Source organism: Arthrobacter sp. UYEF20 (genome assembly GCF_040546335.1).
Classification (GTDB): domain Bacteria; phylum Actinomycetota; class Actinomycetes; order Actinomycetales; family Micrococcaceae; genus Arthrobacter.
On the sequence record NZ_JBEPNP010000015.1, the window covers coordinates 43,054 to 65,121 of the forward strand.

Below are 22,068 nucleotides of genomic sequence, written 5' to 3' on the forward strand. Positions count from 1 at the left end.
GGACACGCCGCAGCTAGGACTTGGCGCGGGCCCGGTTGGACTTGGCACGCTGGTTGACGTCCAGGATGAGCTTCCGGATGCGGATGGACTCCGGGGTGACCTCGACGCACTCGTCTTCGCGGGCGAATTCGAGGGACTCTTCGAGGGTCAGGTCGCGCGGGGGCGTCAGGTTCTCGAAGGTGTCGGAGGACGCTGCACGCATGTTGGTGAGCTTCTTTTCCTTGGTGATGTTCACGTCCATGTCGTCGGCGCGGGAGTTCTCGCCGACGATCTGGCCTTCGTAGACCTCGGAGGTGGGCCGGACAAAGAAGGAGCCGCGCTCCTGCAGGTTGATCATGGCGAACGGCGTCACAACACCGGCGCGGTCCGCGATCATCGAACCGTTGGTGCGGTACTCGATCGGGCCGGCCCAGGGCTCGTAGCCCTCGGAGATAGAGGCCGCGATGCCGGCACCACGGGTGTCCGTGAGGAACTTGGTGCGGAAACCGATCAGGCCACGCGCCGGAACGATGAACTCCATGCGGCACCAGCCGGTGCCGTGGTTGGCCATGTTGGTCATGCGGCCCTTGCGGGCGGCCATGAGCTGCGTGACGGCGCCGAGGTATTCTTCGGGCACGTCGATGGTCATGTGCTCCATCGGCTCGTGGATCTTGCCGTCGACGGTCCTGGTGACAACCTGCGGCTTGCCGACGGTCAGCTCGAAGCCTTCGCGGCGCATCTGCTCAACCAGGATGGCCAGCGCAAGCTCGCCACGGCCCTGGACTTCCCAGGCATCCGGGCGCTCGGTGGGGAGCACCTTGATGGAGACGTTACCGATCAGTTCCTTGTCCAGGCGGTCCTTGACCTGGCGGGCCGTGACCTTGGCGCCCTTGACCCGGCCGGCCAGCGGCGAGGTATTGATACCGATGGTCATGGAGATGGCCGGATCGTCAACAGTGATCAGCGGCAGCGGCTGCGGGTTGTCGACGTCGGTCAGGGTCTCACCGATGGTGATTTCATCAATGCCGGCGACGGCGACGATCTCGCCCGGTCCTGCGGAATCGGTCGGAACACGGTCCAGGGCCTTGGTGGCCAGAAGTTCGGTGATCTTGACGTTCTTCAGTTCGCCGTTGGCACGTGCCCAGGCGACGGTCTGGCCCTTGCGCAGGGTGCCGTTGTAGATACGCAGCAGCGCGAGGCGGCCGAGGAACGGGGAGGCATCCAGGTTGGTGACGTGGGCCTGCAGGACGCCGTCCGGGTTGTAGGTGGGCGCCGGGATGTGCTCGATGATGGCCTGGAAGAGCGGCTCGAGGTCCTCGTTCTCGGGAGCCGAGCCGTCGGCCGGCTGCTCGAGGGACGCACGGCCCACCTTGGCGGCGGCGTAGACGACGGGAACGTTGAGGATCTTGTCCAGGTCGAGGTCCGGAACTTCGTCCGCGAGGTCCGACGCCAGGCCGAGGAGCAGGTCCATGGACTCGTGGACAACTTCTTCGATCCGCGCATCGGGGCGGTCGGTCTTGTTGACCAGGAGGATCACCGGCAGGTGCGCGGCGAGGGCCTTGCGCAGCACGAAGCGGGTCTGGGGCAGCGGGCCCTCAGAAGCGTCGACGAGGAGGACGACGCCGTCGACCATGGACAGGCCGCGCTCCACCTCGCCACCGAAGTCGGCGTGGCCGGGGGTGTCGATGACGTTGATGGTGATGGTCTCGCCCTTGGAGGACGGTCCGTTGTAGGCCACGGTGGTGTTCTTGGCCAGAATGGTGATGCCCTTTTCACGCTCGAGGTCACCGGAGTCCATGACACGGTCTTCGAGGTGGTTGTGCGCGGCAAAAGAGTTGGTCTGCTTGAGCATGGCGTCGACCAGCGTAGTCTTGCCGTGGTCAACGTGGGCCACAATCGCGACGTTGCGCAGATCACTGCGCGATGCAGTGGCTACCGCGGTGTTGGTGGTGGTTTCAGACATGCGTTATTGCTCGATTCAGTGGTGAAGTCAGCTGTTGTATCGCGACATTTCCAACCGGAACGCACGACGTATGAGTCCCTTTGGCACAGGGCACCTTATACAAGTCTAAGCGCTAGGTCATTTATTGGCCTAAAATGCCCAATCCGCCGCCCAGCGGCAGCGGCGGCCAGCGCACGGGTTTGAGCGGCGGGCTGTGAGCAAAGTCACTGGATTTTCGGGCGTTGATGCCCCATGATGGCTGTGATAGCAGCAAGCCAGCCCGGAGATTCTTCATGCGGAACGCCTCGGCTCTGTTCCGTTTCCTCGCACCGATGATCGCCGCAGGCGCACTTCTAGGCGGCTGCGGGCAGACCACACCACCCCAGCCCTACAACCCTGATGTGTGCGGCGCGTCGACGCTCACCACTCCCACCGCCACAACCCCCACCGCGGGGCAGGATCCGGCCACCATGCCGCCGTGCTCGGTCTACCGGAATCCCGCCACTGGCCGGGAAGAAGTCGTCGTGAAGGACATCGGACACACCGCCCTGCTGATCGGCGACTCCCAGTCCGCCCCGGCGGCCGGGTGGCCACGGCAGGGACTCACCGCGCTGGGCTACCACGTCTATTACTGCGGCGCGGGCGGCACCGGGTTCGTGGCGGCGAACGGCAAGACGGGCAACTACATCAATGCGCTGGAGCGCGGCGACTGGCGACTGCCCTATGCCTCGCCCCCGCTGGTGGTCATCCAGGGCGGCGGGAACGACGCCGGCACCGGTGCCAGCGACGCGACGATCACGGCCAACGCCGAAAGGCTGATCAGCACCCTGCGGCAGCGCTACCCCGGGGCAACCCTCGCCATGATCGGCACCCTAGCCCTCGGCTCCGACCATGGCGGCGGGCGCCGCACCGAGGTGGACACCCTGCTGGGCACCGTCGCCGCGAAGCACGGCATCCCGTTCGTCAGCGTCGGCGACTGGATGACGAAATACGAGCTGTTGAAGTTCGCCAAGGACCGCGTGCACCTGGACACCGAAGGCCAGCACACGCTCGGCGCCATCCTGGGCACGAAGCTCAGGGACCTGGGCCTGCAGGCCAAGGACGTTCAGACCCAGGCCAAGAACGGTTAGACGCCGGACGCCCGTTAAGCACCGGGAGCCGGCGCCCGCCCCGCAGGGTAGGCGCCGGCTCCCGGTGCTACGGCTCCCGGTGCTACGGCTCCCGGTGCTACGGGCAGCACACCGGCTGCCGTTCAGGAACGGGCCGGTCAGGCAACTTCCGGGGGCAGCATGAGGCGTGCACCCGGGATGGCGTTGAGCAGCGCCTTGGTGTAGTCCTGCTGCGGCGAATCAAAGACCTCGTCCGTGGAGCCGGTCTCCACCAGCTTGCCCTGCTCCATCACGCACACGTGGTCCGCGATCTGCCGGACCACGGCCAGGTCATGGGTGATGAACAGATAGGTCAGGCCCAGGCGGGACTGCAGGTCGGCGAGCAGGTTCAGCACCTGCGCCTGCACCAGGACGTCCAGCGCGGAGACTGCCTCGTCACAGATGATCACCTCGGGATCCAGTGCCAGCGCCCGCGCAATGGCGACACGCTGGCGCTGGCCGCCCGAGAGCTCGTTGGGGTACCGCCGCATGGTGGACTGCGGCAGTGCCACCTGGTCCAGCAGCTCGCGGACCTTCTTTTCGCGGCTGGCTTTGTCCCCGATCTTGTGGGTCCGCAGCGGCTCCTCGATGGTCCGGAAGATGTTGTACATCGGGTCCAGGGAGCCGTAGGGGTCCTGGAAGATCGGCTGCACCCGCCGGCGGAAGGCGAAGATTTCCTTGCTGTTCAGCGTGGACGTGTCCACGCCGTCGAACACGATCCTGCCGGCGGTCGGCGTCAGGAGGTTCAGCACCATCTGCGCAACGGTGGACTTGCCGGAACCCGACTCCCCCACGATCGCCGTCGTCGTTCCCCGCCTGACGCTGAAGGAGACGTTGTCCACCGCGGTAAAGTCCGTGGACCGGCCGAATCCGGAGCGCAGCTTGAAGACCTTGCTCAGGTTCTCGACGTGCAGCACCTCCTCGGGCAGGGACGGCGCCACCACGGCATCATCAGTGGGTGCGAGGAGATCCTCGCTTTCCACACCGAGTTCCTTGGCGACCTGGATGCGCCGTGACGCCAGCGACGGCGCCGAGGAGACCAAGCGCCGGGTGTACGGGTGCTGCGGGTTCTGGAGCAGTTCCAGCGACGGTCCGGATTCGACAACCTGGCCGCGGTACATGACCACCACCTTGTCGGCACGCTCGGCTGCCAGGCCCAGGTCGTGGGTGATCAGGAGCACGGCGGTTCCGAGTTCGGTGGTCATCGTGTCCAGATGATCGAGGATCTGCCGCTGGACCGTGACGTCCAGGGCGGACGTCGGCTCGTCGGCGATCAGCAGGCGGGGCTGGCAGGAGAGCCCGATCGCGATCAGCGCACGCTGGCGCATGCCGCCGGAGAACTCGTGCGGGTACTGCTTGGCCCGCCTCGCGGCGTCGGGCAGTCCCGCCTCGGACAGGACCTTTGCGACGTCGTCCGTGCCGCTCGGCAGTCCGTTGGCCTTCAACGTCTCGCGGACCTGGTAGCCGATCTTCCACACGGGGTTCAGGTTGGACATCGGGTCCTGCGGGACCATGCCGATGCTGTTTCCGCGGAGTTCGATCATCCGCTTCTCGCTGGCCTGGGAGATGTCCTCGCCGTCGAACAGGATCTGCCCCGCAGAGACGCGGCCGTTGCCCGGAAGCAGCCCGATGGCGGCCAAGGCCGTGGTCGACTTGCCGGAACCGGACTCGCCCACGATGGCCACCGTCTCGCCGGGCATGATGGTCAGGTGCGCGTTCCGCACGGCCTGGACCTCGCCGTTGCTGGTGGCGAAGCCGATCGCCAGGTCCTTGATTTCAAGCAGCGGGCGCACTGTGGCTTCTTCCGCTTCCCGGATTTCAACAGAGGCGTTCATGGCGTCCCCTTTCATCGCTTGCGCGCTTTGGGATCGAGAGCATCACGCAGGGCGTCGCCCAGCATGATAAAGCTCAGGACGGTGATGGACAGCGCGATGGCCGGGTAGAGCAGCGGCATCGGGTTGGACCGCAGCGAGGCCTGCGCCGCCTGGATGTCGTTGCCCCACGACATGACGCTGGGCGGAAGCCCGATGCCGAGGAAGGACAGCGTGGATTCTGCCACGATGAACGTGCCCAGGGAGATCGTGGCGACGACGATGATCGGAGCCAGCGAGTTCGGCATGACGTGGCGCATGAGCGCACCGAACTTGGAGACGCCCAGGGACCGGGCCGCGGTGACGAAGTCGGCGTTGCGGACCTCGATCACGGCTCCGCGGGTGATGCGGGCGATCTGCGGCCAGCCGAAAGTGACCAGAATCAGCACCAGCGTCCAGGCCGTGCGGTTGGTGCGGAACATCGGCAGCTGCATGAGCACAATGGCGCCCAGGATCAGCGGCAGGGCGAAGAAGATGTCATTGATGCGCGCCAGAATGGCATCCACCCAGCCGCCGTAGTAACCCGCCAGGGCACCCATGATGCCGCCGATCAGGAGCACTCCGATGGTGGTGAACAGGCCCACGGTCACCGAGGAACGCGTGCCGAAGATAACGCGCGCGTAGACGTCGCAACCCTGCTGGGTGAAACCCAGCGGGTGGCCGGCGGCCGGGCCGCCGTCGGAATTCGCCAGCTGGCAGGCCTCGGAGGTGGGATCGATCGGGGAGAACAGTCCGGGGAACAGCGACACCGCCACGACGACGAGGATCAGGAACGCCGAAACCAGGAACAGCGGCTGCTTGCGCAGGTTCCGCCAGGCCTCGCCCCAGAGGCTCAGGGGCGCCTTGTCCTCCTTGACCCGGTCGGTGGCCTGGAGGGGCGTCTCTGAGACGTCTGCAACGAAATGATCTTTGTGGCGCTGCACGGGAGCGGCGGTTCCGTGCTCTGAGGTGTTGTAATCAGGAGTCATAGCGGATCCTCGGGTCAAGCCAGGCGTACAGCAGGTCAACGAACAGGTTGGAGAGGCAGTAGATCAGCACCAGCACGGTGACGATCGAGACCACCGTCGGGCCCTCCCCTGACAGGACGGCCCGGTAGAGCCGGTTGCCGACACCCGGCACATTGAAGATGCCTTCGGTGACGATCGCGCCGCCCATCAGGGCGCCGAGGTCCGCGCCGAGGAACGTGATGACGGGGATCAGGGAGTTGCGCAGGATGTGCACCCGGACCACCCGGAAGCGGGACAGGCCCTTGGCCGTGGCCGTGCGCACGTAGTCGGCGCTCATGTTCTCGATCACGCTGGTCCGGGTCAGCCGGAGAACATAGGCGAAGGAGCCCAGGCCCAGGACGATGGCCGGCAGGATCAGGTCCTGAACGGTCGCGGCCGAGCTGACCGTGGGTTTGGCCCAGCCGAGCTGGACGCCGATGGTGAACTGCAGCAGGAAGCCGAGGACGAAGATCGGAATACCGATGACGATCAGCGATGCCACCAGCACGGTCGAGTCGAAGAACTTGCCCTTGCGCAGACCCGCAATGAGGCCAAAGACGATGCCGAAGACAGCCTCGAAAACGAGGGCCATCACGGCCAACCGTGCCGTGACCGGGAAGACTTCGCCAAGCACCGCGGCGATGGGGCGCCCGGAGAAGTCCTGACCGAGGTCAAAGGTGAAGATGCTCTTGAGGTAAAGCAGGTATTGGATCCAGAATGGCTGGTCCAGGTGGTACTGGGTCCGGAGCTTCGCCGCCACGGCCTCATTGACCGGCTTGTCGCCGAAGAGCGCCACGATGGGGTCGCCGGGGAGACTGAAGACCAGGAAATAGACCAGCAGCGTCGCGCCCAGGAAGACGGGAATCAGTTGGAGGAATCGCTTGAGGATGTATGTCGCCATCAGCGCAGCACACCCCCGTCAGCAGGCATCCGGTCCGGGGATGCGGTGGAGTTGTTCATCAAAGAACCTTTTCACTATTGATGCAGGGCGACGCCGGTTTACTCACGGCGCGCGGCCTGCGAAAAGTTCGCCCGAAGACCCGGGCTGTTAGATATGTGTGGAGGCAAAACGACGGCGGAGGCCCCAATTCTGGGCAGCCCCCGCCGTCGTTGTGGTGTTACTTGCCGGAGATGTTGTAGTACAGCGGAACGCCGTCCCAGCCGTAGTCAACGTTGGTTACCTTGTCGCTCCAGCCGCCCTGGGCGACCTGGTACCACAGGGGGATGGCAGGAAGGTCCTGAAGCAGGATTTCCTGGGCCTTGTTCATGGCCTTGTTCCCGTCGCTGACGGACGAGGCGTTCAGGCCATCGGAAACGGCTTTGTCGAAAGTCGGGTTCGCGTAGTCGGCGTCATTGGAACCGGCACCGGTCTTGTAGATCGGGCCGAGGAAGTTGTACAGCGACGGGTAGTCCGCCTGCCAGCCGGCGCGGATGGCACCGGTCAGGGTTTTGGCGGTTGCGTCGTTGCGGACTTCCTTGAAGGTGGCGTACGGCTTGCCTTCAACCTTGATGCCGAGCGTGTTCTTGAGCTGGTTTACGACAGCCTCAACCCATGCCTTGTGTCCGCCCTTGTCGGCGTTGTAGGCAATGGTGAAGGTCTTCTCGGCATCCCACTTCTGGATACCGTCGGCCTTGGTCCAGGCTTCCTTGGCCTTGGCGGCATCGAACTTGAGGTTCTCCGAACCCGGGATCGAATCGCTGTAGCCGTCAAGTACGGGGGCCGTGAAATCCTTGGCCGGCTGGCGGGCACCGCTGAAGATCACCTTGGTGATTTCGTCACGGTTGATGGCCATGGAGATTGCCTGGCGGCGGAGCTTGCCGGCCTCACCGCTCCATTCCGGCAGGTATTCCGGGATGGCGATGGTCTGGTTGCCGGCGTACGGCTTGTTGATGGTGCGGTCGCCGAGGTCAGACTTGAAGTTCTTCAGCGCGCTGGTGGGGATAGTCTGCAGGATGTCCAGGTTGTTGGACAGCAGATCCTGGTACGCCGCGTCGTCGTTCTGGAAGATCTTGAACGTCACGCCGGCGTTCTTGGCCTTGCGGGGACCGTTGTAGTCCGGGTTCGGGACAAGCTGGATCTGCACGTTGTGCTGCCAGCCGCCGTCGGCCATCTTGTACGGACCGTTGCCAACCGGCTTTTCGCCGAAACCCTTCGGGTCAGCGAGTGCACCGGACGGGACCGGAACGAAGGCGGTGTACCCGAGGCGCAGCGGCCAGTCGGACTCCGGCTGCTTCAGCTCGACAGTGAACGTCTGGTCGTCAACGACCTTCAGGCCGGACATGGTGTCAACGGTCGAGCCTTCGGCACTCGTCTCGTCGTAGCCCGTGATGCTCTCGAAGAAGCCACCGCTGAGCTGCGCGTTCTTGGCTGCCGCACCGAAGTTCCAGGAATCAACGAAGGACTTGGCCGTGATGGCCTCGCCATTGGTGAACTTCTGGTCCTTCTTGACCTTGATGGTGAAGTGCTGGCCATCCTTGCCCTCAATGGACTCAGCGAGTTCGTTGACGGGCTTGCCGCTGGGGTCGTAGCTGACGAGGCCCGCGAAGATCATGTCGATGACTTTGCCGCCGCCGACCTCGTTGGTGTCGGCCGGCATCAGGGGACGCTGGGGCTCGGAACCGTCGGCCAGAATGACTTTGCTGGTGTCGCCACCGGTGCTGCCGCTACCGGTCGCGGTGCCGCCACCGGCACCGCAGCCGGTCAGGGCGAGAGCGGCGATAGCCACCATGCCCAGTGCTTTGGAAGTGCGCGAAAAACGCATTCCGCCTCCTATGAGTTGTGGGAGTTCGTGAGGGAAAAACTTATGCTTCCCCGCAGGCAGGCACAGAGGTATCCCTGTGACGTGGCCTACATATGGAAGTAGCCTAGCCCCAAAACGTCCGAATGGTGGAACCCTGTTGCCAAACCGTGATCCGACAATAGTTTGACAGCTGTAGTCAATCGCGATGTATTACAGGTCACACGTTACTGGCTGGTACGATTCGCCGCAACGGCAATCCCGGTTATCCCGGATTAACTCCGGTCAGCTGCCATCTGCCGCCTACTTGACCTGCCAGTCCCAGACGTTCCACCAGATGCCGCGCTCGCCCGGACTGGACTTCACGCCGGTGATGCGGCCGCTGAAGGCGGCCAGACCTACGGCCTGGAACAACGGCAGGCCGTAGGCCGTGTCCCACACCCTTTTGTCGACCTGGGCGATCAGGTCGTCCTGCTTGGCCTTGTCGGTGGTGACAATGAGTTCGTCCATCAGCCTGTCGGCCTCCGGATCGGAGAAGCGGTTATAGTTGCTGCCGCCAGTGGACTTGAAGACCTGCGGGACGCCGGTGACGCCGACACCCGCATTGATCCAGCCGAAGATCGCGGCGTCGTAGCTGCCACCACCCAGCGCACTGCCCCAGTCCGCCTGGCCGACGCCGCCGTCGACGATCCTGAATCCGGCTTTGGCGGCTGATTCCCGGATCAGCGAGAAGGCGTCAACCCGGTTGGGGTTGTCCTTGTCGTACATGATCCGGACTTCCGGGGTGGCCCCGGCAAGGAGCTTCTTGGCGCCCTCGATGTCCGCGCCCTGGTACTTGGCGGATCCGTTGGCCTTGGCCGCGTCCGCATACTTGGCCTCGGCGGGGAGGAAGAGCTGCGAATCGAGCGGTTTGGCGCCCGGGTCGAGCTTCTTGACGATCTTCTCGACGATGTCCTGCCGCGGAACGGTCAGCATGAACGCCTCCCGGACGTTCTTGTCCGCAAACGGCCCGGTGTAGTTGAGATCCAGGTGGTCGTACGCGAGCTTCCCGTACGTCTCGGTGGTGACCCCGCCGCTCTCCAAGGCCTTCAGTTGCTCGAGAGTGTCAGCGGACGGCTGCGGCGCAATGATGTCGGCTTCGTGGTTCTTGAGGGCCTGGACCTGGGCCGATGCGGAGCCGACGTAGCGGATGGTGATTTCATCCAGCTTTGCCTCGGGGCCCCAGTTGTAGTCCTTGTTCTTGACCAGGGTCATGGAAGCGTCCTGGCCGATGTTCCTGACGATGTAGGGGCCGCTGGAGAGGTACAGCGACGGGTCGTTTGGCAGGGTCTTGGTGTCGAAGCCGGTATTCCAGAAGTCGGCGACCTTCTTCAGCGCGTTGTTGACGGGCCTGGGTGCCCTGGAATCGCCCCGTGGCGTGCTCTTGAGCAGTTCGATGAGCGCCTTTTCGTCGGCGAGACCGGCCTTCGCGGCCACGACGTGCGCAGGCATGTCGACGTCGAACGCTATTTCCCATTCAGCGTAGGGCCGGGCGTACTTCAGTGTGATGGACCGGCCGTCCGCGCCGACTTCGGGGAATTCCGTTGTGTTCAGACCGCTGGTGTCCGCGGCAGGGGTGAAGTAAGTGGTGCCGGTTGACGCTCCGGCGTCGTCGTAGTGGCCGGAGTTCACGGCCCATGAAAGGAGCAGGTCGCCGGCGTCGATGGCCTCGCCGTCTGACCACTTGACCCCCTCGTTGACCGTGTACCGAACGGTCAAGGGGTTGTCGGCGATCTTCTCGTACTTGCCGAACTTGTCGTTGTGAACCACTTTGAGCAAGGCATCCACATAGTAGAAACCCGAGTGGGTGATGTAACCGACGTTGCCGTTGACATCAACGTTTCCTTCGGCGGTGAACGGGTTGAACGAGCTGAAGGCATTCACTTCGGCCACGGTGGCCTTGCCACCCGTCTTGCCTGCAGCATTTGTCGGGGTTGAACCACCGTTGCCGCTGGCGCATGCGCTCAGGGCAAGAACAGCCGCTGCTGCCACGCCCACCGCTTTGGGAATACGGCCCAAGCGCATTGCGCCTCCTTGTTTCTGCGGTGTTTCCGCGGTGGATGAGACCGACGGGGTAGGCGGCCCGACGGACGTCCACACTCGCCGGCGACAGTTTGGCGCGCCCCACATGGGATGAAGCTTAAACCCGAACGCGAACCGCGAGTGGGGAAACATAACACCTTGTAAAGTTCGTTACTGAGCTGCAACATTTGACCGGCACGCCGGTCCAGATGCCCTGCGAAATCCGCAAAAACTCCCCAGAATCATTGACGGCCGTTTCGCCCCGCTCTGAAGGCGGCGGACACGCGAGGGGCCCGCCTCAGAAATTCGGGGTTCCTCGCGTTAATCGTTAATTACTGGGCGAATTCCAATTGCTCAGACGTTGAAGCGGAACTCCACTGCGTTCCGTAGCGGATAAACCCCTGCTGGACTACCGCCCCCCTGACGCGGGTCAATCATCCGGCCAGCAGCCCACGCTCCCTCCAGCGCGCGGAGCGGAGTTCCCGCGCCACGCCGCACGACGTTCGGACTCGGTCTGATCTTCACGCGCGCTTCAATGGGCGGATCGCGTCGAGCGAATCACCCAGCGCGTCGAGTTCCATCTCCAAATCGTAGTGCGACTGGAGGTTAATCCAGAACTGTGCGCTCGTGCCGAAGTAGCGGCCGAGCCGCAGCGCCGTGTCGGCCGTGATCCGCCGCTTGCCGTGGACGATCTCATTGATCCTCCGCGGCGGTACGCGGATCGCCACTGCAAGACGGTTCTGAGTGATCCCCAGCGGCTCGATGAACTCCTCCTGGAGGATCTCTCCGGGGTGGATCGGGGCCAACTTCTCCGTCACGATTCTCTCCTAGTGGTAGTCGACGATCTCAACTTGCTCGGGTCCGGCGTCGGTCCACACGAAGCAGATCCGCCACTGGTCGTTGATTCGGATGCTGTGTTGCCCTGATCGGTCACCTCGCAACGCCTCCAGACGGTTGCCCGGCGGCGAGCGGAGATCGTCGAGCGCGACGGCCGCATCTAAAATCCACAGTTTGGCCAGAGCCTTCCGCAGAATCCGGGAGTCGAGTCGCTTCGTCGGCTGGCGTCGAAAAAGCCGCAGGGTCTCTCGATCCGCGAACGACCTAATCACGAGACAATGCTATAACGCGACACGTCAATAACGCTAGACGTTAAACCGGAATTCGACTGCCTTCCGCAGCGGAATAACCTTAGGAAACTCGCCACAGGCCGGGGAACGCGTTGCGCGACGACGGGTCGGCGACTGAGCCGATTTGCGAGATGCTGGGTTGAGTGCCGACCGAGCAATGCTGACCGCCCTGCCGGTGTCTCCGCTGCTGGGATGCTCGGAGCGAATGCCCGGCCCGATGAATCGGCCCACAATTCGACGCACCGCGAAACCCTGCCGGGACAGTTCCAGCCGTGTGGTCAACGTCGATTCAGACTGCTGAGGCGGCAGGAGATCGCCATGCTCCACAATCCGCGAGGGCAACCTTACGGCTCGTCGAGGTAGCCAACACCGACGTCGCGGCATGCCCCGATCAATCGCTTGTCGCGCGTCCAAAGCCGAGCCCCGCCGACCAACGCGACCGCGCCCAGGAGATGCCCGTCCACTGCACTGAGACCGCGTCCCCAGAGTCGCCGACCGCTGACAAGCGTCATCACTTCCGCGTGACTCAGGACCGGGAACTGGCCCAGGCTTGCCAGGAGGTCCAGCACAACCTCGCGCTGCTTGATCGACCCGAGCGCCAACTCCTCGATCACGTATGGATGGCACCCAACCTCGTCGTCATCCAGGAGCGTGATGAGTCCGGGCTCGGATGCGCGCAGGTGGCCGATCCAGATCGAAGTGTCGACCAGGATCACGCGGCACCCTCTCGGCGTCGCGGCGCCGAGGTCGCGGAGCCGTCGGAGCCGCCCAGGGCTGCGAGCCGCCTGGCGCTCTCGACACGGATCAAAGTCTTCAGTCCGTCGCGCAGGAGAGCTGATTTCTCGGTGATGCCCGTCAGCTCACTTGCCCGGGCCAGGAGCTCGTCGTCGATGTTCACCGTCGTCCTCATCAGAACCTCCTTCCAGCATCAAAAGTATCATCATATGATGCCGAAACAGATGATCAACGAGCTCTGCCGCCAACGGAAACCATCCTGTTTTGCCAGGCAGCGTGACGCCCGAACGGAACGCAATTACACGTTGAAGCGGAACTCCACCACGTTCCGTAGCTAATCAACCTCTGCAGAAATCAGTTTCCCTGGGGATCTACGCCCGGTACTTCTCACCGCGTGGATTGGACGGGTACGACGCGCTCACGCCGAATGTCAGACCAGCGGCTCCAGACGTGGGTTCGCCTTCGGCGGCAGTTCCCAGCCGTGTCGTGCGTGGAGCGTCTTGGTAATGTCATCGGCGTGTGCCAGTAGCTTCGACAGCGATGGTATTTATCGAAGGACTGTCCGCGTTCGCAAACGTAGTCAAACTCAAGCTTTGCGGAGACTCCGTCCGCCAGCCGCTTCCCAACATCTTTTCGCTGCATCTGGTAAGCGTAGTGGAGCCGCCCGTTAGCCGGCCCCCCACCGACGCAAGCGCCAGCCAAGGTTCCAGATCACCATCGCCGTCTTTCCGCGGCCGGCCGATTCCCGTAAGACCCGCCCGCAAAAATGCGCGGTGACGCGGGGGATAAACGGTCTGGGAAACGCCGACCGCCTGCCGAAACGGGGAACACCCTGGTCGTGACCAAACTCAACCGCCTGTCCTCCATGCGGGAGTCAACTTCGGCCGCGGGTTCTGGCTGTGCCGGTTCTTCCGGTTTTGCTGCGTCGGCCATGAGCTGGTCTATGCGTGCCGAGTCCGTCTGGGCGGCTTTGAGCGCGTCGGCGTGCTTGAAGGGTTCCGCCAGTGCTTTATCTGCCTGTTCGACGCGCGACCCGTACGGTTCACACCGCCATCGAGCGGGTGGTTAGGCTGGGTGGATGGCGACAGTTATTCTCGTGCGGCACGGCCGCACCACAGCCAATGCCACTGGACTGCTGGCCGGTCGGGCCGTCGGCGTCAGCCTGGACCAGATCGGGCGCGACCAGGCGGCTCTGACCGGAGACCGGCTCGCGGCCGTGCCCGTAGTCGGGGTGGTGTCGAGCCCTCTTGAGCGTTGTCAGCAGACCGCCCAGCTCATCCTCGAGCGCCAGGCTGGCACGCCGTACGCGCCGGTCGATCTCGATCTCACCGAGTGCGATTACGGCCGGTGGCAGGGCCGCACACTCAGTGATCTCGCGACCGAGGATTTGTGGCCGGTTGTGCAGTCGCAACCGTCCGCCGTCGTCTTTCCCGGCGGTGAATCCATGGCCGCGATGCAGGCTCGGTCAGTGGCAGCGATTCGACGCCACGATGCAGCCTTCGAAACCGAGTACGGGCCAGGGGCGGTGTGGGTGGCGGTGAGTCACGGTGACATCATCAAGTCAATCCTCGCCGACGCGCTCGGCATGCACCTTGATCTGTTCCAGCGTATTAACGTGGGCCCCGCCTCCGTATCGATCGTGCGCTACGGCGCTAGTCGGCCGAGCGTCTACGCAACCAACACCGACGCGGGTGATCTGTCGTGGCTGTCGAACGGCATCCACTCTGGCGATGCGCCGGTGGGCGGCGGTGCAGGGCAAACGGCGCCATGAACCTCATGTGCCTAGAATACTGACATGCCTACACGTGTTCACGAGTTTGCCTGGCCTGATCGGGTCGTCGTTGGCACCATTGGCCTTCCGGGGGCGCGCACGTTCTACCTGCAGGTGCGCGGAGGGACGCAGATCGTGAGTATTGCCCTGGAGAAGCAGCAGTCGGCTCTGCTCGCGGAGAAGATCGACGAAATTCTCGACCAGCTCATCGCCGTCGAGGGCAACCCCTTCAGCGTCCCCACGAGTACTCCCATTGAACTTGTCGACAATGACCAGCTCGAGGCCGTTCAGGAGCAGTTTCGCACCGGCGCCATGAGCTTAGGTTGGGACCCAACCACGGCCCAGGTCGTAATAGAGGCCCACCCCATCAGCGATGTCGATGCTGATGACAACGACGAATCGCTTGAGGAGGACGGCGCTAACGAGCCCGAAATGCTGCTGGTACGAATGCCGGTCGGCACCGCGCGCGCATTCGCCAAGCGCACCCGTGAGATCGTGGGCGCGGGGCGTCCTACGTGCCCGCTCTGCGGTTACCCCATAGACGCCGACGGGCACATCTGCACCCTTCCCGAGTTCTGATGCCACCGCCGGACCTAGAGACCGCCGAGCTGACGCTCACCGGCCGCATCACGACGGCTTCAAACGCTACATTCCTGGGCAGCCTCGGCGACGTGGTGGTCGTCTATAAGCCGATAGCAGGCGAAAGTCCGCTGTGGGATTTTTCCCACGGCACCCTGGCTCACCGGGAGGTGGCCGCCTACCTGGTCTCGCAGGTCTTCGGCTGGGACGTCGTGCCGCACACCTGGCTGCGCGATGGTCCGATGGGCGAAGGAATGGTGCAGCTCTGGCAGGAGCAAGATCCCGCCCAAAGCGCCGTGAATCTGGTCGCGACGGAGCACGTGCCGGAGACGGGCTGGAAACACGTTCTCGAGGGACGAGATGAGAACGGACGGATGGTCGCCCTCGTTCACGAAGACTCGCCAGCGCTCAGACGCATGGCGGTGTTCGACGTGGTCGTCAACAACGCCGACCGCAAAGGCGACCACATTCTTGCCATGACGGACGGACACCGGCACGGCGTGGACCATGGGCTCACCTTTCACCGTGATCACAAGCTGCGCACGGTGCTGTGGGGGTGGCTGGGAGACGCTCTGACCGCCGAGGAACGCGACGGCATCGATCGTGTCAGCGAAGGACTGCACGGTGGGCTGGGCCGAAACCTGGCGGACTTGCTCAGCGCCGAAGAAATCGCTTCGCTCGCCGCGCGCTGCGCCCGGTTGCGCTTGGCAGGGCGGTTTCCGGCTCCGAGCGGTGAGATGTCGGCGGTCCCCTGGCCGCTGTTCTAAGGGAATGACGGCTACTGGCTTCGCAGTCTGTGTCACGTTGAGTCGTCCTCTGCGGGCGCGCCCGCAGAGTGGATCCAATGCCAGGCAAGAACGGTGCCTTAAGTCTTTTGACCGACTTTGATTGCGGCCACGAGTTTGGTCACTCGTTCGTCATGCAGCAAAATGCTGGCGGCATCATTTTGACTTCGCAACAGGTCGCAGAAAGCGCATGGCCGCCTAGAACATGTGTTCTTAGCGGCCATCGCAAAAGGTCTCAGGGGGTCAGGGGCTACACATTGAATCTAAATTCAACCACGTCGCCGTCGGCCATGACATATTCCTTGCCTTCGATCCGGACCTTGCCGCGGGCCTTCGCCTCGGACATCGAGCCGGCTTCGATCAGGTCGTCGAAGGACACCACTTCAGCCTTGATGAAGCCGCGCTGGAAATCGGAGTGGATCACGCCTGCGGCCTGCGGGGCAGTATCCCCCTGGTGGATGGTCCAGGCCCGGGTTTCCTTGGGCCCCGCCGTCAGGTACGTCTGCAGCCCGAGGGTGTGAAAGCCGACGCGGGCCAGCTGGTCGAGGCCGGATTCGTCCTGGCCGTTCAGTTCCAGCATTTCGCGGGCCTCCTCCTCGTCCAGCTCGACGAGGTCGGATTCCAGCTTGGCATCGAGGAAGATGGCGTCCGCCGGGGCAACCATGGCCCGCAGTTCTTCCTGCTTCTCCGGACTGCCCAAAATGCCCTCGTCCGCGTTGAACACGTAGATGAAGGGCTTGGCGGTCAGGAGGCTGAGCTCCTTGAGGTGCTCCATCTCCAGCTTGTCGCTCTTGACCGAGGCGAAAATGGTGTCGCCACGTTCCAGCACGGCCTGGGCCGCCTTGATGGCAGCGAGCTCGGCGGCTTCCCGCTTCTTGATCTTGACTTCTTTTTCGATCCGGGGAATGGCATTTTCGATCGTCTGGAGGTCAGCCAGGATCAGCTCGGTGTTGATGGTTTCCATATCCGAGCGGGGATCCACCTTGCCGTCAACGTGGATGACATCCGGGTCGTCGAAAACGCGGACAACCTGGACAATGGCCTCGGCCTCGCGAATGTTCGCAAGGAACTTGTTGCCCAGGCCCTCGCCCTCCGACGCGCCCTTGACGATCCCGGCGATGTCCACGAAGGACACCGGAGCGGGCAGCAGGCGCTGGGATCCGAAGACGGCGGCCAGCTTCGCAAGCCGCGGGTCCGGCAGGTTCACGACGCCGACATTGGGCTCGATCGTGGCGAACGGATAGTTCGCTGCGAGCACCTGGTTGCGGGTCAGTGCGTTGAAAAGAGTTGATTTGCCGACGTTGGGCAGTCCGACGATGCCAATAGTAAGAGCCACGAGCATAGATTCTACCTGCTGCGGCTGGGGATCTCTCCGGGGCCAGCCTGCGCGGCGGGTCAACGAAGGGGCGCACACTTGGTGTCATGGCTGATTCAGACGCGGTTACAACTCAACGCTCGACGGTTGAGGATTGGACGCGAGCTTTGGCGGAGTCCATCGGTTCTCCAGGCGGCGGGGCCGGGACGGGAGTGATGCTTGCCATCGCCGCGTCATTGACATCAATGGTTGCCGGATATACAGAAGCTGAGGAGAGCCCGCGCGGGGAGCTCACCAACGTTCACGCGCGGGCGCGTTCCCTCCGAGAAGCCGCACTCCGGTCAGCCGATGACGACGCGTCAGCATCTAAAGCTTTCGGTGCAGCGTTTCGGCTGGAACCGGGGCCGGAACGCGACGAGGCAATACACCGAGCATCCGTCGACGCAGCCAGGGCATCCGCCGTGCTCGGCGAGCGAGCCATCGATGCCATTGAAGATCTGGGGTGGCTTGCTTCCAACGGTAACCCGGCGCTTATTGCCGATATCGTCGTCGCGTTCGGTGCCCTAAGAGCAGCGGTAACAGGGGCGCGCACAAACGTGAGTTTCGATCTCGCTGCGCTCACCTCCGCGGGAACCACCCTCGAACTTATCCGGGAACAGCATCCAGCCCTGTGGGCGACGGTCGAGCATCTCAACGCCGCACTTCACCGGATCGACGAACTAACAGCCGAGATAGATCACCGTGCCGCCCCAACCGACGTCCTCTGACACGGCGCAACGTCCGGTCAGGCCGGCCGGGCCCTCCCGATCATTTCCGGCGAAAAGGACCACGCGTCACCAGCGAGTCAGAACCGCGCAGTTATCCGGTGGGGCCCGACTGTGCGGCGTAGGCACGGGCCCGGTCGTGTACCTGGGCCACGTAGGCATCGGACTGGTTGTAGGAATAGATGGCGTCAGTCCAGCCCCTTGCGGTGGTGAGGTCACGGCCGTTGGCGCACAGGTACGAAGCGGCACTTAGCGCGGCGTCGTCGATGTTAAACGGGTCGGCGTCTCCGTCTCCGTTCCCGTCCCGTCCTGCGTGCTGCCAGGTAGAGGGAATGAACTGCATCGGTCCGACGGCGTGGTCCCAGAGGGCATCGCCGTCCAGTGCACCGGCGTCCGTATCGGGGATGGCCGCGAAACCGTCGCCGTTGAGGCTCGGGCCAATGATTGGCCCGCTCGCCTGCCCGGTAGTCGTCAGTCTTCCGCCGCCGTAAGATCCGTGGGCGGATTCGATGAAGCCGACGGCCGCCACCGTATTCCAGCCGATCCCGCACGTCGGAGCGGATTCGTTGGCCACGCCAGCGGCAGCAACGTAGGCCTGGAGCGCGCGGGCAGGGATACCGGTCTGCGCGGCAGCCCGGATGAGCCACTGGGCGTCCGCGCTCCGGGTTACGTTCACGGCGGGGGTGATGCCGGTGGACAGCATTTCGAGTTTCGCCCCCGCTCGCGGCGGTGGGGGCAGGGTCCCGCGGGTCTCCGCGCCGGATTCTCGGAGTGCCCAAAATAGAAACCCGGAGATGACGCAAATCGCGAACGGGGCGAAAACCGCAAGTCGTTTCAGACGGAGCATGGACTACTCGGGCCTGCCGTGGACGTTAGTGTTCCGCTGATCCCGAGGGGTGCGGAAAATGGCGCCCGTGCCGCCATGCTCCAGTCGGACGCCCTGGGTGCTCTGGGCGGCGAGGACAAAAGCGCTGGTGCCGGACACGCGGACTTCGTCGAAATCGGTTCCCACTGAGGCGACTCACATTCCAATGTTTTGTTCTGACGGGTAGCCAAAGTACACCATTGCGCGCGCATCCCTGCGCCATGACAGCTGAAGGGTGGGCCGCACAGGGTCGTCGTTCCGCCGTGCCCGCGGAGCCGCGGCTAGTTGAGGGCCGGCACGGTTACCCGCTCGCCGTTGAAGTACTCGAGCTGCCAGCCGTCAACGGTATGGTGGTGGGCCAGGTTGAGCACGGCGTTGTCGATGCGTTGCAGGGTGCGGCCGATGGCGCGGCTGAGGCTCACGCGGATGAGCGTGCCGTGGGCGACGGCCAGGACGCGTCGGCCGCGGAATTCCTCGGCCAGGGCTTCCAGCGCGGCCAGCCCGCGACGCGCTGCTTCATCCTCACTTTCTGCGCCGCGGAAACCACCGGGGGTGCGCAGTGCGTCCAGTTCAGGGCCGGCCTGCAGGCCTTCCGCGGCTCCGAAGCTACGTTCGGTCAGCTCCGGCACGCTCCGGGTCTCGCCGAGCCCCAGCCCGGCGCCAATCAGCTTGGCGGTTTCTTCGGCACGGCTCAGCGGCGAGGACACGATCGCGTCCCACTCGTAGCCGGACAGGACGGCGACGGCGTCGCGCGCCTGGCCACGGCCGACGTCGTTCAGCGGAATGTCGGTGGATCCCTGCAGCCGGCCCTGCGCATTCCAGTCCGTCTGGCCATGGCGGACAAGGGCGATCGTCGTAAAAGTCATGCATTCCATTCTGCCCTGACAGCGGGCGCAAGGTGTTGGGCGTGGACACGCGGCGGATCACGGCCCTGGGATACTGGCGGGCCAAGTAGCCTCCTGTGCGCCGTGCCAAAACTGTCACACCGGCATGCCACAGTGAAGCTATGGATGCTTTCGCACTGATTCTCGCCCTGCTCATGTTGCTCGTGGGCGCCGTTGCCGGCGCCGCTGCGGCCTATGTGTTCCTCCGCCGCCGCTACCGGGCCGTGGAACAGGACTTCGACGGCGTTTCGGCCCGGCTCTCCGAGGTCAGCGCCCAGTTTGCCGCGGCCGACGCCGAGCGGCGCCTTCTCGCGGCACAGAACCGGGAGCTGGGCGAGTCAAGGACCCAGGACGGCAGCGTGCTCCGCGCCCTGGCCCCCGTGGCCGAAAAGCTCACGGCGGTACAGCAGCAGGTTTCGCTGCTGGAGCGGGACCGGTTGGAGCAGTATGGACAACTGGCCCAGCAGCTGCAGGAGGCACGGCTCTCCGACGAGCAGCTGCTGCGCTCGACGCACGCGCTGGAGTCGGCGCTGCGGTCCAACAGTGCCCGCGGGCAGTGGGGCGAGGTCCAGTTGCGCCGCGTCGTCGAAGCGGCCGGGATGCTGCGGCATGTCGATTTCCATGAACAGCTGCACAGCGCCGGCACCGAGAACAGCGTCCGGCCCGACCTCGTCGTGCAACTTCCGGGAGCGAAACAGCTGGTGGTGGACGCCAAGGTGCCGCTGGCGTCCTACCTTGAGGCACAGGAGCTCGGCTCCGCCCCGGGACAGCGCAGCCAGCAGCACTCACTCAACGGACAGCAGGCGCTGCTCGTGGCCCATGCGAAGGCCCTCAAGGCCCACGTCGACGCGCTCAGCAACAAAAAGTATTGGGACATTCCGGGCAACTCCCCGGAGCTTGTGGTGTGCTTCCTGCCGGCGGAATCCATCCTGGCGGCTGCTCTCTCGGCGGACCCGGCCCTGCTGGACTATGCCCTGTCCAGGAATGTGGTGCTGGCCTCGCCCGGAACCCTGCTGGCTGTCCTGAAGTCTGTCGCCTTCACCTGGCGCCAGGACGTGCTGACGGACAGCGCGCGCGAGCTCTTCGAACTCGCCCACCAGCTCTACGAGCGGATGGGAACGCTGGGCGAGAACGTCACCAAGCTGGGCACTTCGCTGAAAACCTCCGTGGACCGCTACAACTCAATGGTCGGCACGCTGGAAGCGAGGGTCCTGCCCACCGCGAGGAAGCTCAATGCCCTCGATGTCGCCGGGCTGACCACTCCGGTGTCCGTCGAGGTTACGCCCCGCGCGGTGGCGGCCCCGGAGCTTCAGCCGGAAAATGACGCCGCGGAGTCCGCCGCTTAGGGGAGCTTAGGAGTGCTCGGCGGGGCGCGAGCCGCGGCCACCTAGGGCCCGCGTAACGTCCCCGGCCTGCTTGAGGGTGGCCCGGAGCTCCTTCGGCAGGGAGAAGAGCAGGTCTTCCTCGGCGGTGACGACTTCCTCCACCGAGCCGTAGCCGTAGTCGGCCAGAAGCCGCAGCACGTCCTTGACGAGGACTTCCGGGACGGATGCCCCCGAGGTCACGCCGACAGTGGCGACGCCCTCGAACCAGGCCTCGTCCACCTCGTTGGCGAAGTCCACGCGGTAGGAGGCCTTCGCACCGTATTCCAGCGCGACCTCCACGAGGCGGACGGAATTCGAGGAGTTGGCGGATCCGACCACAATCACCAGATCGGCCTGGGGCGAGATCTTCTTGATCGCCACCTGGCGGTTCGTGGTGGCGTAGCAGATGTCATCGCTGGGCGGGTCCTGCAGGGTGGGGAACCGCTCCTTCAGGAGCCGGACAGTCTCCATGGTCTCGTCCACGCTGAGGGTGGTCTGCGAGAGCCAGATGACCTTTTCCGGGTCCCGGACCGTCACCTTGTCCACCTCGTGCGGGCCGTTGATGATCTGGATGTGGTCGGGGGCCTCACCGGCCGTTCCTTCGACTTCCTCGTGGCCGTCGTGGCCGATCAGCAGGATGTCGAAGTCGTCCTTGGCGAAGCGGACGGCCTCTTTGTGCACCTTGGTCACCAGCGGGCAGGTCGCATCGATGGTCCGCAGGCCGCGGTCCTCGGCGGACTGCACCACGGCCGGTGAGACGCCGTGCGCGGAGAAGATGACCAGGGCGCCCTCGGGCACCTCATCGGTCTCGTCCACGAAGATGGCTCCCTTTTCCTCGAGCGAGCTGACCACATGCACGTTGTGCACGATCTGCTTGCGCACATACACGGGCGGCCCGTAGTGTTCGAGGGCTTTTTCCACCGCGATGACTGCCCGGTCCACGCCGGCGCAGTAGCCGCGCGGAGCTGCGAGCAGCACCTTCTTCGGCCCGGAGACGGCGGCCGCCGCGAGCACGTCGTCCGGTGTGCGCCGCCGGCGCGGAACGGTTGGCATCGGAATGGAAACAGCGGTGGAGGTCATCCCTCAATGCTACCGGTGTTGGGTGTCCCCCTGTTTTGGGCCGGAGTTGTGCCGCGCGGACACGGGCCGGGGAC

General features: G+C 64.4%; 20 protein-coding genes. 6 read left to right on the forward strand and 14 right to left on the reverse strand.

Annotation, left to right across the window (positions count from 1 at the left end):
• Positions 1-13: 13 nt before the first annotated feature.
• A complete protein-coding gene (typA, locus tag ABIB26_RS16295; protein WP_354245303.1) occupies positions 14-1,942 on the reverse strand; it encodes a translational GTPase TypA in 1,929 nt (642 codons plus the stop codon).
• 272 nt (positions 1,943-2,214) lie between these two features.
• Between typA and ABIB26_RS16300 the strand changes: the two genes are divergently transcribed.
• On the forward strand, positions 2,215-3,051 hold the full coding sequence (locus ABIB26_RS16300) for an SGNH/GDSL hydrolase family protein (protein ID WP_354245306.1): 837 nt from the start codon (positions 2,215-2,217) through the stop codon (positions 3,049-3,051).
• Positions 3,052-3,188: 137 nt separating this feature from the next.
• On the opposite strand, the gene ABIB26_RS16305 is transcribed toward ABIB26_RS16300, so the two are convergent.
• The 9 genes from ABIB26_RS16305 to ABIB26_RS16345 all read right to left on the reverse strand — a co-directional run bounded on the left by ABIB26_RS16305 (position 3,189) and on the right by ABIB26_RS16345 (position 12,762).
• Positions 3,189-4,904 (reverse strand): ABC transporter ATP-binding protein, encoded by a 1,716-nt coding sequence (locus ABIB26_RS16305; protein ID WP_354245309.1) that lies wholly within the window; start codon positions 4,902-4,904, stop codon positions 3,189-3,191.
• An 11-nt stretch (positions 4,905-4,915) separates the two neighbouring features.
• The gene (locus ABIB26_RS16310) at positions 4,916-5,908 is read right to left on the reverse strand and encodes an ABC transporter permease (RefSeq protein ID WP_354245312.1); all 993 of its coding nucleotides are present in this window, start codon (positions 5,906-5,908) and stop codon (positions 4,916-4,918) included.
• A complete protein-coding gene (locus ABIB26_RS16315) occupies positions 5,898-6,827 on the reverse strand; it encodes an ABC transporter permease (protein WP_354245314.1) in 930 nt (309 codons plus the stop codon). Before ABIB26_RS16315 ends, ABIB26_RS16310 begins: the two co-directional genes overlap by 11 nt.
• 217 nt (positions 6,828-7,044) lie before the next feature.
• Positions 7,045-8,688: a peptide ABC transporter substrate-binding protein gene (locus ABIB26_RS16320; RefSeq protein WP_354245317.1), complete on the reverse strand. Its 1,644-nt coding sequence runs from the start codon at positions 8,686-8,688 to the stop codon at positions 7,045-7,047.
• Between the two features lie 279 nt (positions 8,689-8,967).
• Positions 8,968-10,728, reverse strand: a complete 1,761-nt coding sequence (locus ABIB26_RS16325) for an ABC transporter family substrate-binding protein (protein ID WP_354245320.1) — start codon at positions 10,726-10,728, stop codon at positions 8,968-8,970.
• Between the two features lie 518 nt (positions 10,729-11,246).
• Positions 11,247-11,543 (reverse strand): HigA family addiction module antitoxin, encoded by a 297-nt coding sequence (locus ABIB26_RS16330; protein WP_354245323.1) that lies wholly within the window; start codon positions 11,541-11,543, stop codon positions 11,247-11,249.
• A gap of 9 nt (positions 11,544-11,552) precedes the next feature.
• A complete protein-coding gene (locus tag ABIB26_RS16335; protein WP_354245326.1) occupies positions 11,553-11,834 on the reverse strand; it encodes a type II toxin-antitoxin system RelE/ParE family toxin in 282 nt (93 codons plus the stop codon).
• Positions 11,835-12,196: 362 nt separating this feature from the next.
• Complete coding sequence (locus ABIB26_RS16340; RefSeq protein WP_354245329.1) at positions 12,197-12,568, reverse strand: type II toxin-antitoxin system VapC family toxin; 372 nt, start codon at positions 12,566-12,568, stop codon at positions 12,197-12,199.
• Positions 12,565-12,762, reverse strand: a complete 198-nt coding sequence (locus ABIB26_RS16345; RefSeq protein WP_354245332.1) for a type II toxin-antitoxin system VapB family antitoxin — start codon at positions 12,760-12,762, stop codon at positions 12,565-12,567. Before ABIB26_RS16345 ends, ABIB26_RS16340 begins: the two co-directional genes overlap by 4 nt.
• Positions 12,763-13,665: 903 nt before the next feature.
• Here ABIB26_RS16345 and ABIB26_RS16350 point away from each other — a divergent pair.
• From ABIB26_RS16350 to ABIB26_RS16360, 3 genes are read left to right on the forward strand one after another with little or no spacing between them, the layout of a single operon-like run.
• A complete protein-coding gene (locus tag ABIB26_RS16350; protein WP_354245334.1) occupies positions 13,666-14,358 on the forward strand; it encodes an MSMEG_4193 family putative phosphomutase in 693 nt (230 codons plus the stop codon).
• 24 nt (positions 14,359-14,382) lie between these two features.
• The gene (locus ABIB26_RS16355) at positions 14,383-14,937 is read left to right on the forward strand and encodes a DUF3090 domain-containing protein (protein ID WP_354245337.1); all 555 of its coding nucleotides are present in this window, start codon (positions 14,383-14,385) and stop codon (positions 14,935-14,937) included.
• Positions 14,937-15,704: an SCO1664 family protein gene (locus ABIB26_RS16360; RefSeq protein WP_354245340.1), complete on the forward strand. Its 768-nt coding sequence runs from the start codon at positions 14,937-14,939 to the stop codon at positions 15,702-15,704. Before ABIB26_RS16355 ends, ABIB26_RS16360 begins: the two co-directional genes overlap by 1 nt.
• 268 nt (positions 15,705-15,972) lie before the next feature.
• Here the strand turns inward: ABIB26_RS16360 and ychF are convergent, their stop codons facing one another.
• Positions 15,973-17,058 carry a redox-regulated ATPase YchF gene (ychF, locus tag ABIB26_RS16365; protein WP_354245343.1) on the reverse strand — a complete coding sequence of 362 codons (1,086 nt, stop codon included), beginning with the start codon at positions 17,056-17,058 and terminating at the stop codon, positions 15,973-15,975.
• A gap of 86 nt (positions 17,059-17,144) precedes the next feature.
• Here ychF and ABIB26_RS16370 point away from each other — a divergent pair, with 86 nt between their 5' ends.
• Complete coding sequence (locus tag ABIB26_RS16370) at positions 17,145-17,804, forward strand: cyclodeaminase/cyclohydrolase family protein (protein WP_354245345.1); 660 nt, start codon at positions 17,145-17,147, stop codon at positions 17,802-17,804.
• Positions 17,805-17,895: 91 nt separating this feature from the next.
• Here the strand turns inward: ABIB26_RS16370 and ABIB26_RS16375 are convergent, their stop codons facing one another.
• Positions 17,896-18,504: a lytic transglycosylase domain-containing protein gene (locus ABIB26_RS16375; protein ID WP_354245348.1), complete on the reverse strand. Its 609-nt coding sequence runs from the start codon at positions 18,502-18,504 to the stop codon at positions 17,896-17,898.
• Between the two features lie 443 nt (positions 18,505-18,947).
• Entirely contained in the window at positions 18,948-19,532 is a 585-nt protein-coding gene (locus ABIB26_RS16380; protein ID WP_354245350.1) for a histidine phosphatase family protein, read from the reverse strand.
• Positions 19,533-19,672: 140 nt separating this feature from the next.
• Between ABIB26_RS16380 and ABIB26_RS16385 the strand changes: the two genes are divergently transcribed.
• Positions 19,673-20,896 carry a DNA recombination protein RmuC gene (locus tag ABIB26_RS16385; protein ID WP_354245353.1) on the forward strand — a complete coding sequence of 408 codons (1,224 nt, stop codon included), beginning with the start codon at positions 19,673-19,675 and terminating at the stop codon, positions 20,894-20,896.
• Between the two features lie 6 nt (positions 20,897-20,902).
• Here the strand turns inward: ABIB26_RS16385 and ABIB26_RS16390 are convergent, their stop codons facing one another.
• Positions 20,903-21,994 carry a 4-hydroxy-3-methylbut-2-enyl diphosphate reductase gene (locus ABIB26_RS16390; protein ID WP_354245355.1) on the reverse strand — a complete coding sequence of 364 codons (1,092 nt, stop codon included), beginning with the start codon at positions 21,992-21,994 and terminating at the stop codon, positions 20,903-20,905.
• Positions 21,995-22,068 lie beyond the last annotated feature (74 nt).

Coding starts and splice junctions, on each gene's coding strand:
- typA (WP_354245303.1), bottom strand. CDS start 1,942: ATGTCTGAAACCACCACCAACACCGCGGTAGCCACTGCATCGCGCAGT.
- ABIB26_RS16300 (WP_354245306.1), top strand. CDS start 2,215: ATGCGGAACGCCTCGGCTCTGTTCCGTTTCCTCGCACCGATGATCGCC.
- ABIB26_RS16305 (WP_354245309.1), bottom strand. CDS start 4,904: ATGAACGCCTCTGTTGAAATCCGGGAAGCGGAAGAAGCCACAGTGCGC.
- ABIB26_RS16310 (WP_354245312.1), bottom strand. CDS start 5,908: ATGACTCCTGATTACAACACCTCAGAGCACGGAACCGCCGCTCCCGTG.
- ABIB26_RS16315 (WP_354245314.1), bottom strand. CDS start 6,827: ATGGCGACATACATCCTCAAGCGATTCCTCCAACTGATTCCCGTCTTC.
- ABIB26_RS16320 (WP_354245317.1), bottom strand. CDS start 8,688: ATGCGTTTTTCGCGCACTTCCAAAGCACTGGGCATGGTGGCTATCGCC.
- ABIB26_RS16325 (WP_354245320.1), bottom strand. CDS start 10,728: ATGCGCTTGGGCCGTATTCCCAAAGCGGTGGGCGTGGCAGCAGCGGCT.
- ABIB26_RS16345 (WP_354245332.1), bottom strand. CDS start 12,762: ATGAGGACGACGGTGAACATCGACGACGAGCTCCTGGCCCGGGCAAGT.
- ABIB26_RS16350 (WP_354245334.1), top strand. CDS start 13,666: ATGGCGACAGTTATTCTCGTGCGGCACGGCCGCACCACAGCCAATGCC.
- ABIB26_RS16355 (WP_354245337.1), top strand. CDS start 14,383: ATGCCTACACGTGTTCACGAGTTTGCCTGGCCTGATCGGGTCGTCGTT.
- ABIB26_RS16360 (WP_354245340.1), top strand. CDS start 14,937: ATGCCACCGCCGGACCTAGAGACCGCCGAGCTGACGCTCACCGGCCGC.
- ABIB26_RS16370 (WP_354245345.1), top strand. CDS start 17,145: ATGGCTGATTCAGACGCGGTTACAACTCAACGCTCGACGGTTGAGGAT.
- ABIB26_RS16375 (WP_354245348.1), bottom strand. CDS start 18,504: ATGCTGTCCACCGGCATCACCCCCGCCGTGAACGTAACCCGGAGCGCG.
- ABIB26_RS16380 (WP_354245350.1), bottom strand. CDS start 19,532: ATGACTTTTACGACGATCGCCCTTGTCCGCCATGGCCAGACGGACTGG.
- ABIB26_RS16385 (WP_354245353.1), top strand. CDS start 19,673: ATGGATGCTTTCGCACTGATTCTCGCCCTGCTCATGTTGCTCGTGGGC.
- ABIB26_RS16390 (WP_354245355.1), bottom strand. CDS start 21,994: ATGACCTCCACCGCTGTTTCCATTCCGATGCCAACCGTTCCGCGCCGG.